The following is a 12,619-nucleotide window of genomic DNA, read 5'->3' as shown; positions in this document are numbered from 1 at the left end:
CCCTTGCGCCGGTCGCGGCGCCCGTACGCCACGAAGGCTACTCAGAAAGGGAGTTGGGTACCTCCTGGCCGTACCGAAAGGGCACGACGCGCCGGACGAGGAGGACGACGGCCGGGACGGGGAAGAGCAGCAGCGTCAGGTTGGGCACCCACCACGTCATGGACCAGTCGCCGCGCAGCGCCCAGAAGACCACGGCCTGGAGCCCGGCCGTGCTGGTCAGCGTGAGCGAGACCAGCATCAGCGGGCACCAGGCGCCGAAGTGGCGGCTCGTGGGAGTGCGGGACAGGTACAGGGACGCGAGGCCGGTGGCGCTCGCCGCGATGTCCAGGGGCAGGAACGAGTAGTTCCAGTCGCTCATCACCGGGTCGTCGTAGTCCTTGTACGCGTACTCGGCGGGGATGAGGCCGAACAGCGCCGCGCTCCAGTACGCGACGAAGCCGAGGTCGGTGACCAGCATGGCGAGCTTGACGGCGGCGAGGCCGCGCGGCCTGACGTGCGGCTTGTCGGGCGTCGGGGCCCGCCGGTCGTGCGCCGCTGCCTGCTTCTCGGACATCAGTGCTCAAGGCCTCCGCCCAGGTACATCACGGCCACTCCGGCGACGATGAGCAGGGCGCCCGCGACGGTCGCGATCCGTACGTCCTCGTCGAAGAGCACTACGCCGCCCGCGAGCGCGCCGACGGTGCCGAGGCCCGACCACACGGCGTACACCGGGCCCACGTTGAGGCTCTTCAGGGCCTGGGCGAGCAGCACGAACGCGGCGGCGTAGCCGATGACCACGACGATGCTCGGGCCCAGTCTGGTCAGGCCGTGCGAGGCGCGCAGCGAGAGCGTGGCGGCGATCTCCGAGAGGATGGCGCCTGCCACCAGGGCGAATCCCATCAGGTCGACTCCCCGTGCTGGTCGATCAAGTCGCTGACGAGCAGCCGCAGTCGGCGGTGCTCGGCGCCCTTCGGGTCGGCGAGGCCGAGGAGGCGGGCGGTCCACCAGCCGTCGACGGCCATGCGGACGAGCGTGGCGACGCCGGGCGGCAGGCCGTCCCGTTCGAGGCGCTCGTGCCAGGAGCGGTACCGCGCCTGGAGGATGTCGAGGACCGCCGGGCCGTTCGCCGCCGCGAGGAGGGCGACCGGGACCGAGTCGGAGGGCGTGGCCTCGCCCTCGGGGGCATCGGCCGGGATCGAGGCGTCGAGCCAGGCGCGCGTGAATGCGCCGGGTGGCGCGTCCGGGCCCGGCAGGACCTCCTCGAAGCGGTCCACGAGGCGCTCCACGACGCCCTGGACCAGGGCCTGTTTGCTCGGGAAGTGGTACAGGAGGCCGCCTTTGCTCACGCCGGCCTCGGCGGCCACCGCGTCCAGACGGATGGCGTCGACGCCCTGCTTGACCAGGAGTCTCTCCGCCGCGTTGAGGAGCCGGTTGCGCACGCGTCACCCCGTCTTCCGGTTCGCATTCCGAATTTCTCGATCTTGCGGTGCAATTTCTCGATCTTGCGCTGCCGTCGCGGAACTGGTTGCTGCTTACTTGTATTTCCGACCGTCCGGACGGTCGAATGCAGGCTAGCATGCACGTGGACAGGGCGCGACCGGCATTCATGAGGGGCGCGCGGGGAAGCGGAAGCGTTAATTCTGGATTTCGGTGCGCCCGCTCGTTCCGGACATGTATTGACGCATTCCCAGCGGATTGCCTAAAGTCGCTGCCTGGCTGATTCGGTAGCGAATCCCGAGCCATACATGATCATCCATCGGGGGCTAAATGTTCATCAAGTCTGCGTATTAGCTCTGTGCGTTCGCTGGCCGGCGGGCCGCCCGTGCTCGCGCCCGAGGGCCTCGCGCTGCCCGCCGGGCACGGTCTCCGCCCAGGTCAATGGCGACCTTCTGGTGTCCTGGCCGCAGGTCAGTGACCTTTCTCCGGTTCGCTTCCATGCTCCGGACCCTCACTCAGGCAGTGCTTTCGCCTGCCCGTGCGTCGGTGAATCCGGCGGCAGGCAAAGTCCTGCGCACATCCCCGGACCAAGCCGGGAATGATCTCATTCAGCTGTTCCAGGGATGCGCCTGAACTCACAGAGGAATTTCCATGTTCAATGCATCGGAACCACCCGACCTCTTTTCCCGATGCGCGGGATATACCGCCGCGTCGGACCTGATGAAGACCGGCCTCTACCCGTACTTCCTGCCCCTGGGCGGCCAGGAAGGCGCCACCGTGCGCCGGAGCGGCCGCGAACTGATCATGTGCGGCTCCAACAACTACCTCGGCCTCACCTCCGACCCGCGCGTGCACGCCGCCGCCCGCGCGGCCCTCGACCGCTACGGCAGTTCGAGCACCGGATCGCGCTTCCTCAACGGCAACACCGACCTGCACGAGGAACTGGAGGCCGAACTCGCCGACTTCCTCGGCAAGCCCGCCGCGCTCGTCCTCTCCACCGGCTACCAGGCCAACCTCGGCGCCCTCGCCGGGCTGCTCACCCCGCGCGACTACGTGGTCGTCGACCGCGACGCCCACGCGTCCCTCGTCGACGGCTGCCGGCTCAGCGGCGCCAAGCTCCGCCGGTTCCCGCACAACGACGCGGAGGGGTTGCGGCGGGCGCTCGAACGGTTGCCGGACGACGCCGCCCGGCTGGTCGTCGTCGACGGCGTCTACTCCATGGAGGGCGACATCTGCGACCTGCCCGCCGTCGCCAAGGTCTGTGCCGCGTACGGGGCCCGGCTGCTCGTGGACGACGCCCACGGCCTCGGCGTCCTCGCGGGCGGCCGCGGCACCGCCGCCCACCACGGCCTCACCGACCAGGTCGACCTGATCACCGTCACCTTCAGCAAGTCCCTCGCGTCCCTCGGCGGCGCCGTCGCGGGCAGCGAGGAGGCCATCCACTACCTCAAGCACAAGGCGCGCAGCCTGATGTTCAGCGCGTCGATGACGCCCGCGAGCACGGCCGCGGCGCTGGCCGCGCTGCGGATCCTGCGGGCCGAGCCGGGGCTCGCCGCCGACGTCGCCGCCAAGGCGGACTACGTGCGGCGCGGGCTCGCCGGTGCCGGGGTCGGCACCGGCGGGAGCACCACGCCGATCATTCCCGTCCCGGTGCCGGACGCCGAGAGCACGTTGGCCGTCTGGGAGCGGCTGATACGGGGTGGTGTGTACGTCAATCCGGTGCTGCCGCCTGCGGCCAGCCCGCGGCTTCGTACGAGCTATATGGCGACCCATACGTGGGAGCAGCTCGACCGGGTGGTCGATGTCCTTGCCTCGCAGCCGGAGTTGCGGGGTGCGGGTGAGCGGGTGCCGTCCTCGGTGAGTGTGGGGTGAACCCGTCCGTCGGGGCGCGGGGGCTCGTGGCGCTCTCCGTGGGGGGTGGGGTCGGGGTGTCCGCCGTTGTCCCTGGTGGGGGCGGGGGTGCGGGTGCGGGTACGGGTGGGGTGCTGGCGGTGGGTCTGTGTCTGTGCCTGTGCGTGGCCGCGGGGGTGGTTGCGGGGCTTGCTCTTCGGCGGGGGTTGTTTCCGGTCGGGTGGGTTGCCTCGGGGGTGGCGGGGCTGGGTGGGGGGTGGGCCGTGGGTGTCGTGGGGGTGCCCGAGGCTCGGGCGGGGGTGGGGGTCTTCGCCTGTGCGGTGGGGGTGCTGTGGCTGGTGCGGGCCGTGGCTTTCCCTCCCCGCCCACCCGCCCCTTGAGCCTGCGGCCCCGCCGCCCCGCGTGCCGCGTTCGGATGGGGGCTGCGCCCCCTTTCCCCCGCCTTTTCGGCGCTCCGCGCCTCGTCCTCAAACGCCGGACGGGCTGGATTGCCTGGCCTCGTCCTCAAGCTCTAGGAGTCGTCATGTCTCGTCTCGGTCTTGCCGCTCGTGCTCTGCGTCTTGCTCTCAATCGGTCGCACGCCGATCCCACCGCCGACTACGACGCCGCCTCGTCGTCGTACGACACCTTCTTCAGTCCCGTCATGGGTGGGCACTCCACCGCCGCGCTCGACGAGGTGCCCATACGGCCCGGTGACCGGGTCGTCGAACTCGCCTGTGGTACCGGGCACTTGACCGCCGAGATCATTCGGCGGCTCGAAGGGCGCGGGTCCGTGCGTGCCGTCGACAAGTCCGGGGGCATGCTGGAGGTCGCCAAGGGCAAGGTCGCGTCGCTCGTCGAGTTGGCGCCCGCGCTGCACGTGGAGCTGTCCGAAGGGGACATGGACTCCTTCATCCGGGCGCAGCCCGCGGCCAGTGCCGATCTGGTCGTCGTCGGGTGGGCGATCTGCTACACCAAGCCGCCCAAGCTGCTCGCGGAGATCGAGCGGGTGCTCAGGCCCGGCGGCCGCGTCATGGTCATCGAGACCCGCGCGGACGCCCATCAGGCGCTCACACACGGCCTGGAGAAGGTGTTCGCGGACGATCCGTCACTGCTCACCAGCCTGATCCGCGTCGCGCTGCCGAAGAACGCGGCGGCGGTGGCCCGCTGGTTCGCGAAGGCCGGGCTCACCGTGACCGGGCAGCGGGACGGCGCGCAGACCATCCCGGCGCACACCCCGGCCGCCGTCCTGGAGTGGGTGCAGCGCTCGGGCGCCGCCGCGGGCTTCAAGACCGCCGTCGACAACGACCGCGAGCAGCTCGTGCTCGACCGGGTGGAGGCCGCGCTCGCCCAACTGCTCAAAGAGAAGGGTGCGTTGGAGATCCAGCACACGTTCGTCGTCGTCACGGGAGCCAAGCCAGGACCCGCCCGCCACGGCGCCCCGGCCGGCGAGGAGGCCGGCGTCGCATGACGAAGCCGACCCGGGCCGCCGGACCGCCCGCGCCGACACCGCCGCCGGGCCCCGGCACCCCGACGCCGCCCGCCGCGGCCCGCGGAGCCGTCCAGCGGGCGCTGCACCGGTTCGCCGAGCGGCTCGCCGCGCGGCCCAAGACCGTGATCCTGGCGTGGGCGGCGCTCATCGCCCTGTGCACGCCGTACGCCCTGGGCCTCGACGACGTCCTGACCGACCAGGGCGCCTCCAAGGTCGTACCGGGCACCAGCAGCGCCCGCGCCGACGAGCTGACCAAGAAGGCCTTCCCGCACCGCTCGGAGCGGGAGGTCACGGTCGTCGTCGAGGCGCCGGACGTGCGCGGCAGGGACGTACGGGCGCTGCTCGCCGGGCTCGACGCCCGGGTCGCGAAGCTGCGGGCGGACGGGGACGTGGAGCGCACCTCGTCCGCGTACACGGTGTACCGGGACGCGACCGCCGCGTTCCTCGGCGGGGTGCGGAAGGACGCGCGGGCCTCGGGGGACGGGGGCGCCTTCGTGGACCGGCAGGTCCGTGCGGGGCGCATCCCCGGTGCGCTCGCCGGGCCCGCCCGCGCGGCCGTCGCCGCGTCGGACGGCCGGGAAGTGGCCCGGATCGCAGGGGAGTTCGCGGCCCGCGCCGACTGGAAGCGGTTCCCGCTGCCGGTGCCCGACGGCGCCGTGGACCGGCTCGTCGCCGACGACGGCAAGGCGGCCCTCGCGTCGGTCAGCTACACCGACGCTGCCGGTGCCGACCCGGACGTCGAGGGCCTGCGCGAGATCGCCGAGGGGCTGCTCGCGGAGCACGATCCGGGCGGCGGCGCCCAGGTGCACGTCACCGGGGAGCTGGCGCTCATCCACGACACGTACGAGAAGTCCGAGGCCGACAACTCGCTGATGGAGACCGTGGCCTACGGGATCATCCTCGTCGTCCTGCTGTTCTTCTTCCGCGCGCTCGTGCCCGCGGTCCTCACGCTCGCCGTCATCGGCCTGTCCATGAACGTCAGCCAGGCCGCGCTGCACCTGCTCGGCGAGGAGGTGACGCTCACTCAGTTCACCGTCACCATCATGACGTTCGTGATGCTGGGCGCGGGCGTCGACTACAGCATGCTGCTCTCCTCGCGCTACCGGCAGGAACGTCTCGCCGGGCGCGGCCCCAGGGAAGCCGCCGTGCACGCCACCGTGCACGCGGGCGAGAGCATGCTGCTCGCCGCCGTCGCGGTGGCCCTCGCCTTCGGCGCGACCCTGCTGTCCCCGGTCGACTGGATCCCGCCGCTCGGCTACGGCGGACTCATCGGCATCCCCATCGTGCTCGCCGCCGCGCTCACCCTCACGCCCTGCCTGCTCGTGCTGCTCGGCGACCGGTTCTTCGCGCTCGGCAGGGCCCCGCTGTCCGACCTGGAACACACCGGCGCCATGGGCGGACACCTGCGCCGCACCGCCGAGTTCGCGCGCCGCCGCAAGGTCGCGATCGTCCTCGTGTTCCTCGCCGCGACCATCCCGTTCGCGCTGCTCGTCAGCGGCAACCGCTCGACGTCCGACCCGGTCGCCCTCAGCCCGGCCACCGACTCCCGCGACGGCTTCGAGACCGTCGCGGACCAGTGGGGCGACGCCGCCGTCATGCCGACGGTCGTCGTCGGCCGCGCCGCGCCCGGCGTCGTCCGCGACGGACAGCTGACGGACAGCGGGCGCGCCGCCGTCGGCCGGCTCAGCGAACGCCTCGCCGGTGTGCCCGGCGTCGCCTCCGTCGACTCCGCGACCCAGCCCTTCGGCACGCCCTGGTCCGACAGACAGCTGGCCGACGCGGGCCGCCCGGTCCTCGACGACTACGTGGCGCGCGACGGCACCCTCCGCTTCGTCGTCGCCCTCGCCGACGACCCGTACGCGAAGGGCGCGGCCGCCACGGTGCGGCGCGTCGAGCGGGTCGCCGACAGCGACGCGGGCCGCGCGGTCGCCGCCCTGGAGGTCGGCGGCACCACCCAGGTCGACCGGCAGTACGGCGCGGCCCTGCGCTCCAGCTTCTGGCAGATGGTCGTGCTCGTCAGCGTGGGCGTCCTCGTGATGCTGATGGTCACGCTGCGCTCGCTGCTCGTCCCGCTGCGCCTGATCGGCACGATCATGCTCAGCAACGTCTGGGCGGTCGGGCTCACCGTCCTGATCTTCCACCACTGGCGCGGCGAGGCGATCATCGACGACCTGCCGATCTTCCTCACCGTCCTGATGATGGGGCTCGGCATGGACTACGAGATCTTCCTCGTCACGCGCGTACGGGATCTGCTGCGCGCGGGCCTGACGCAGGAAGAGGCCACGATGAAGGCCGTCGTCGACACCGGCCGGGTCATCAACGCCGCGGGACTCGTCATGGCCGGAAGCCTCGGCACCATGGCCCTGTCGTCGACGCTGATGCTCCAGGAGTACGGCGCCGGGCTCGGCCTCGCCGTGTTCCTCGACGCCACCGTCATCCGCATGCTGTTCGTGCCCGCGACGCTGCTGCTCCTGCACAAGTACAACTGGTGGCTGCCCAGCTTCCGTCGGACGCGGCGACGGACGGACGGGGGCGGCGGGGACGGTGGGCCCGGCAAGGGCGGCACGTACGGCACGGGGCTCGATACGTCCCTCGACAAGGCCCGGGCGGGGTGAGCCCGATGACCCTCACCAAGTCCTCCCGTACTGACGCGCCCCGGCCCACCACCCTCGACCGCCTCCGCCTCCACCACGCCGCCTTCCCGGTGACCTCGGCCGCCGCGCTGTTCGCGGTGCTCGCGGCGGTGCGCGTCGCCGGAGCCTTCACCTTCCCGGTGATGGTGCTCTCGGTGGCGCTGAGCGCGGCCGTGCTCCTGGTCCTGCCGCGAGGGGAGTGGGCCGCCGCCGGGCTCCGCACCTTCGCGGCGGCGCCCGCCCTCCTCGGCACCGCGCTCGTGGCGGTCGTGTACGGGCAGACGTTCCTGGCGACGCGCGACGCGTTCGGGCGCGGCGACGACAACTGGACCACGTGGATGCCGAAGCTCTTCGAAGGCATGGTGCCGGGGGTGCCGTGGGCGGACGTGGTGGCCATGGTCCTCGCCCTCGGCGTGCTCGTGCCCCTGGTCGAGGAGGTCTGCTACCGGGGCGTCCTGTACCGGGCCGTCGAGGTGCGCTGGGGCACGTACCCGGCCGTCCTCGCCACGGCCGTCGGCTGGGCCGCCGTGCACGTCGGCGACTACGGCCTCCACCCGTACAACCCGAAGGTCCTCTGCGGCCTGCTCCCTTCGGTCTTCCTGATGGGCCTCGCGCTCGGCTTCTGCCGCGCCGTCACCGGGTCCGCGTTCGCCTGCGCGCTCGCGCAGGGCGTCTGCAACCTGCTGCTGCTCGGCGCGACCGTCCTCTGGCTGTGACCACACCGCGCCACCCGCCACGAGACATCACGAGACATCACGAGACATCCCGAGAAGCCAAGAGAAAGGGCTCAGCCGATGCCATCCCGACGAGACGCCCGCCCCGCGCGCCGCCGCGGAGGTGTGACATGACGGCCGCGTGGGACACCTGCGCGCGGGTCGCCGTCACCGGATCCATCGCGACGGACCAGCTGCTCACCTACCCGGGGCGGTTCGCGGACCAGCTGATCGCCGACCGGCTCGACCACGTCTCCCTGTCGTTCCTCGCGGACGACTTGGAGGTGCGGCCCGGCGGGGTCGCCGCCAACATCGCCTACGGCCTGGGGAAGCTGGGGCTCAGGCCGCTCCTCGTGGGCGCCGCGGGGCGGGACTTCGACGAGCACGCGGCGCGCCTGCGCGGGGCGGGCGTGGACCTGGGGGGCGTCCGCGTCAGCGAGACCCGGCACACCGCCCGGTTCATCTGCACCACCGACCGCGACCAGAACCAGATCGCCACCTTCTACGCCGGCGCGATGGCCGAGGCCCACACCATCGACATCGCGGCGCTCGCCACGGCCGCCGGCGGGTTCAGGATCGTCCACATCGGCGCCGACGACCCCCGGGCGATGCTCCGGCACACGGGGACCTGCCGCGCCCTCGCCATCCCCTTCGCCGCCGACCCCTCCCAGCAGCTGGCCGGGCTCGCCCCCGAGGAGTGCCGCCAACTCGTGGACGGGGCGAGCCTGCTGTTCACCAACGAGTACGAGGCGGGCCTGCTGCGCAAGCACAGCGGCTGGAGCGAGGGCGAGGTCCTGCGGCGCGTCGGGACCTGGATCACGACGCTCGGCGCGGACGGCGTGACCGTCGCGCGCCGCGGCAGCCCGCCGCTGCGCCTGCCCGCCGCGCCGGTGCCGCAGGTCACCGACCCGACGGGGGCGGGCGACGCGTTCCGCGCCGGGTTCCTCGCCGGGCACACCTGGGACTGGCCGCCGGAGCGGGCGGCACGCCTCGGCTGCGCCCTGGCCGCGCGCGCCCTGCAGACCGTGGGGACCCAGGAGTACGAGCCGCCACCGAACCACGCTCACTTTCCGGTGAGTACGTGAGGGAACAGCCGGTACTGACGCGGTGCGTACCGCCGCTGGCCTTGACGCCGACGTCAAGGGCTACCGTCGCGGTATGCGAATCGGCGAGCTCGCGCGGCGCGTGGGGACGACCACGCGCACGCTGCGCTACTACGAGTCGCGCGGCCTGCTGTCCGCGCGGCGCGACGGCAACGGACACCGCACGTACGGCGAGGCCGACGTCCGGCTCCTTGAGCAGATCAGGACCTTGCAGGACTTCGGGTTCGAGCTCGAGGAGACCCGGCCGTTCGTGGAGTGTCTGCGCTCCGGGCACCCGGAGGGCGACTCGTGCCCGGCGTCCGTCGCCGTCTACCGCCGCAAGCTCGGTGAACTCGACGCGCTCATCGGCGAGTTGAGCGCGGTGCGGGCGCAGGTCGGCGCGCAGCTCGCGCGGGCCGAGCGGGCGATGGCGGAGCTCGCCGCCGACGCGGAGGCTCCGGGTGGTCCGGAGCCGCGGTGCGAACTGAGGGGTACGGGATGAGCGTGGCGAAGGCCGACGGGGTCGGCGAAGTGACCGACGGGGACTTCGGTTTCGAGGTCCTCGGCGTGGACCGGCCGGTCCTCGTGCAGTTCACGGCGGAGTGGTGCGGTCCGTGCCGGCAGCTCACGCCGGTGCTCGGCGAGCTCGCCCGTGAGGAGGCGGAGCGCCTGAAGGTCGTGCAGCTGGACGTGGACCGGAATCCGGAGACGACGGTCGCGTACGGGGTGCTTTCCACGCCGACGCTGATGGTCTTCCGCGAAGGGGAGCCGGTGTGGCAGAGCGTCGGCGCGCGGGCGAAGCGGCGGCTGCGCACGGATCTGGAGGGGGCGGGTGTGCTCTGAGCCGAGACGCCGAGACGCCGAGGCGCCGAGGCGCCGAGACAAGGTGTGCGCTGAGCTGAGATAAAGAGAAAAGCCCCGGACGCATTGACGTCCGGGGCTTTTCTCTGCGTATAGTGGATTCTTTCGCACGCTCCTGCCCAATTGGGCACAACGGAACTGCGGGAATCTTTATACGAGCACTGTATCTGGCGAGGGGCTGAATTGTCAACCGAGGAATTGCGGGAAGAGCAGCAATTCGTCTCCGGGCTGTATGCGCGTCTCGACGCGCTGCGCGAGGAGGCCGAGACCGCCGTGCGGGCGTCGTTGCGGCAGGTGGGCAACGGGCTGCAGGCACGGCTCGAGCGCGACATCATGGTGGCCGAGCGGTCCGGTCTGCTCGCCGCCTTCGACGCGGGCGAGAACGGGCTTGTATTCGGGCGGCTCGCCTTCCGTGACGGCCGCGACCACCACATCGGACGCATCGGAATCCGCGCGTCCGACACCGAACGCACACCGCTGGTGATCGACTGGCGCGCGGAGGTCGCGCGGCCCTTCTATCTCGCCACCGGCCACACCCCGATGGGGCTGCGCAGACGCCGCCACATCACCACCGAGGGCCGCGCCGTCACGGCCCTGCACGACGAGATCCTCGACCTCTCCGACACCACCCGTACGGGGCACGAGAGCGCCGACGCCGACGAGGTGCTCCTCGCCGCGCTCGACTCCGCGCGCACCGGCCGCATGCACGACATCGTGCAGACCATCCAGGCCGAGCAGGACCGCATCATCCGCGCGCCGCACCACGGCGTCCTGGTCGTCGAAGGCGGCCCCGGCACCGGCAAGACCGTCGTCGCGCTGCACCGCGCCGCGTACCTCCTGTACGCGCACCGCGAGCTGCTCGCCAAGCGGGCCGTCCTGATCGTCGGGCCCAACCCGGCCTTCCTCGGCTACATCGGCGAGGTGCTTCCCGCGCTCGGCGAGACCGGCGTGCTGCTCGCCACCCTCGGCGAGCTGTTCCCCGGCGTCACCGCCACCGGCACCGACACGCCCGCCGCGGCCGAGGTCAAGGGCCGCGCCGAGATGGCCGACGTCCTCGCGCGGGCGCTCGCGGACCGGCAGCAGCTGCCCGAGCCCGGCGCGCCGGTCGTCATCGAGCACGACGACGGCGAGCTGGTGCTCGACTGGGAGATCGCGTACGAGGCGCGCGCCGCCGCCCGCGAGGCCGATCTGCCGCACAACCTCGCGCGGCCGACGTTCGCGTTCCACGTCATCGACGCGCTCACCCAGCAGCTCGCCGAGCGCATCGGCCACGACCCGTACGGCGGGCCCAACTTCCTCGGGCCCGACGACATCGCCCAGCTCGGCAAGGGCGTCGCCGCCAGTTCCGAGGTGCACGCCGCGATCGAGGAGCTGTGGCCCACGCTCACCCCGCAGCGGTTCGTCGACGACTACCTCGCCGAGCCCGTGCACCTGTCCGACGACGACGCCAAGGCCGTGCGGCGCGCGCCCGGCGCCCCCTGGACGCCCGCCGACGTGCCGCTCCTCGACGAGGCCGCCGAGCTCCTCGGCAAGGACGACAGCGCGGCCCTCGCCCGCGCCGAGGCGGAGCGGCAGCGGCAGGTCGCGTACGCGCAGGGGGTGCTCGACGTGTCGTACGCCTCGCGCACGTACGAGTTCGAGGACAAGGACGACGAGGACGCGGAGGTCCTCCTCGCGCACGACATCATCGACGCCGAGCGCATGGCCGAGCGGCACGAGGAGGCCGACCACCGCAGCGCCGCGGAGCGGGCCGCCGCCGACCGGACCTGGGCCTTCGGGCACATCATCGTCGACGAGGCCCAGGAGCTCTCCGCCATGGCCTGGCGGCTGTTGATGCGGCGGTCGCCCACGCGGTCCATGACCCTCGTCGGGGACCCCGCGCAGACCGCCGAGGCCGGCGGGGTCGGGTCCTGGGCCCAGATCCTCGCGCCGTACGTCGAGGACCGGTGGGAGTACGCGCGGCTCGGCGTCAACTACCGGACGCCGGCCGAGATCATGTCCCTCGCCGCCGAGGTGCCCCGCTCCGCGGGGCGGGTCGGCTTCGAGCCGCCGAGCTCCGTGCGGTCTACGGGGGTGCGGCCCTGGGCGCGGCGCGCCTCCGACCTCGCCGCCGCCGTCTCGGAGGCCGTCGCCGCCGAGACCGCGGGCGGGGAGGGGCGGGCCGCCGTGATCGCGCCGCGGGATCTGCACGGGGTGCTCGCGCCGGCCTTGCCCGGCGTGACCGCCGGGGCCGCGCCCGACCTCACCCGGCCGGTCGTTCTCCTCGACCCGCGTCAGGCCAAGGGCCTGGAGTTCGACGCGGTGTTCGTCGTGGAGCCGGTGCGTTTTGGCGCCAGCGACCTGTACGTGGCCCTGACTCGGGCGACCCAACGCCTCGGCATCCTCTACGCGGATGCCCTGCCCCACGCCCTACGCCAAGGCGTAACCACCCGGCCCTAGGTCCCGGTGGGGGCTCCTCACTGTCGGCTGCGCATGGGGTGGGCGGGCGGGGTAGATCCCGCCGCGGAGCGGCGGGCCGGGGGCGTATCTGGCCCGGGTGCGGGCCGGTGGGGGGTTTCCGCCGCTACCGCGGCGGGTTCTTCCCACCCGCCC

The 12,619-nt window shown here is 72.6% G+C and carries 11 protein-coding genes; 8 read left to right on the top strand and 3 right to left on the bottom strand.

What is annotated here, in order from left to right:
* Positions 1–37: 37 nt before the first annotated feature.
* Genes ACFWZ5_RS13950 through ACFWZ5_RS13940 form a run of 3 tightly spaced genes read right to left on the bottom strand, consistent with a single transcriptional unit; the run spans position 38 to position 1,418 of the window.
* The gene (locus ACFWZ5_RS13950) at positions 38–553 is read right to left on the bottom strand and encodes a DUF5360 family protein (RefSeq protein WP_384796683.1); all 516 of its coding nucleotides are present in this window, start codon (positions 551–553) and stop codon (positions 38–40) included.
* Positions 553–879 (bottom strand): DMT family transporter, encoded by a 327-nt coding sequence (locus ACFWZ5_RS13945; RefSeq protein WP_384796680.1) that lies wholly within the window; start codon positions 877–879, stop codon positions 553–555. Before ACFWZ5_RS13945 ends, ACFWZ5_RS13950 begins: the two co-directional genes overlap by 1 nt.
* Positions 879–1,418, bottom strand: coding sequence for a TetR/AcrR family transcriptional regulator (locus ACFWZ5_RS13940; protein ID WP_384796677.1), 540 nt, complete (start codon positions 1,416–1,418; stop codon positions 879–881). Before ACFWZ5_RS13940 ends, ACFWZ5_RS13945 begins: the two co-directional genes overlap by 1 nt.
* Positions 1,419–2,067: 649 nt before the next feature.
* On the opposite strand from ACFWZ5_RS13940, the gene ACFWZ5_RS13935 reads away from it, so the two are divergent.
* The 8 genes from ACFWZ5_RS13935 to ACFWZ5_RS13900 all read left to right on the top strand — a co-directional run bounded on the left by ACFWZ5_RS13935 (position 2,068) and on the right by ACFWZ5_RS13900 (position 12,466).
* Positions 2,068–3,288: an aminotransferase class I/II-fold pyridoxal phosphate-dependent enzyme gene (locus tag ACFWZ5_RS13935; protein ID WP_384796674.1), complete on the top strand. Its 1,221-nt coding sequence runs from the start codon at positions 2,068–2,070 to the stop codon at positions 3,286–3,288.
* Positions 3,289–3,790: 502 nt separating this feature from the next.
* Positions 3,791–4,717 (top strand): class I SAM-dependent methyltransferase, encoded by a 927-nt coding sequence (locus tag ACFWZ5_RS13930; RefSeq protein WP_384796671.1) that lies wholly within the window; start codon positions 3,791–3,793, stop codon positions 4,715–4,717.
* Positions 4,714–7,353 carry an MMPL family transporter gene (locus tag ACFWZ5_RS13925; RefSeq protein ID WP_384796668.1) on the top strand — a complete coding sequence of 880 codons (2,640 nt, stop codon included), beginning with the start codon at positions 4,714–4,716 and terminating at the stop codon, positions 7,351–7,353. Before ACFWZ5_RS13930 ends, ACFWZ5_RS13925 begins: the two co-directional genes overlap by 4 nt.
* A gap of 5 nt (positions 7,354–7,358) precedes the next feature.
* Positions 7,359–8,087, top strand: a complete 729-nt coding sequence (locus ACFWZ5_RS13920) for a CPBP family intramembrane glutamic endopeptidase (protein WP_384796665.1) — start codon at positions 7,359–7,361, stop codon at positions 8,085–8,087.
* A gap of 128 nt (positions 8,088–8,215) precedes the next feature.
* Positions 8,216–9,169 carry a carbohydrate kinase family protein gene (locus ACFWZ5_RS13915; RefSeq protein WP_384796662.1) on the top strand — a complete coding sequence of 318 codons (954 nt, stop codon included), beginning with the start codon at positions 8,216–8,218 and terminating at the stop codon, positions 9,167–9,169.
* A gap of 73 nt (positions 9,170–9,242) precedes the next feature.
* On the top strand, positions 9,243–9,668 hold the full coding sequence (locus ACFWZ5_RS13910; RefSeq protein ID WP_384796659.1) for a MerR family transcriptional regulator: 426 nt from the start codon (positions 9,243–9,245) through the stop codon (positions 9,666–9,668).
* Positions 9,665–10,009: a thioredoxin family protein gene (locus ACFWZ5_RS13905; protein ID WP_384796656.1), complete on the top strand. Its 345-nt coding sequence runs from the start codon at positions 9,665–9,667 to the stop codon at positions 10,007–10,009. The genes ACFWZ5_RS13910 and ACFWZ5_RS13905 overlap by 4 nt, the downstream gene beginning before the upstream one ends.
* Before the next feature lie 201 nt (positions 10,010–10,210).
* Positions 10,211–12,466, top strand: a complete 2,256-nt coding sequence (locus tag ACFWZ5_RS13900) for a HelD family protein (RefSeq protein ID WP_384890735.1) — start codon at positions 10,211–10,213, stop codon at positions 12,464–12,466.
* Positions 12,467–12,619: the final 153 nt, after the last annotated feature.

The sequence above is a fragment of the Streptomyces sp. NPDC059003 genome (assembly GCF_042740445.1).
Taxonomy (GTDB): Bacteria; Actinomycetota; Actinomycetes; order Streptomycetales; family Streptomycetaceae; genus Streptomyces.
This window is presented reverse-complemented; position numbering and strand designations above follow the sequence as displayed.

Bases quoted from the DNA above. Each gene is read 5' to 3' on its own strand.
- ACFWZ5_RS13950 (WP_384796683.1), bottom strand. From the start codon at position 553: ATGTCCGAGAAGCAGGCAGCGGCGCACGACCGGCGGGCCCCGACGCCC.
- ACFWZ5_RS13945 (WP_384796680.1), bottom strand. From the start codon at position 879: ATGGGATTCGCCCTGGTGGCAGGCGCCATCCTCTCGGAGATCGCCGCC.
- ACFWZ5_RS13935 (WP_384796674.1), top strand. From the start codon at position 2,068: ATGTTCAATGCATCGGAACCACCCGACCTCTTTTCCCGATGCGCGGGA.
- ACFWZ5_RS13930 (WP_384796671.1), top strand. From the start codon at position 3,791: ATGTCTCGTCTCGGTCTTGCCGCTCGTGCTCTGCGTCTTGCTCTCAAT.
- ACFWZ5_RS13925 (WP_384796668.1), top strand. From the start codon at position 4,714: ATGACGAAGCCGACCCGGGCCGCCGGACCGCCCGCGCCGACACCGCCG.
- ACFWZ5_RS13920 (WP_384796665.1), top strand. From the start codon at position 7,359: ATGACCCTCACCAAGTCCTCCCGTACTGACGCGCCCCGGCCCACCACC.
- ACFWZ5_RS13915 (WP_384796662.1), top strand. From the start codon at position 8,216: ATGACGGCCGCGTGGGACACCTGCGCGCGGGTCGCCGTCACCGGATCC.
- ACFWZ5_RS13910 (WP_384796659.1), top strand. From the start codon at position 9,243: ATGCGAATCGGCGAGCTCGCGCGGCGCGTGGGGACGACCACGCGCACG.
- ACFWZ5_RS13905 (WP_384796656.1), top strand. From the start codon at position 9,665: ATGAGCGTGGCGAAGGCCGACGGGGTCGGCGAAGTGACCGACGGGGAC.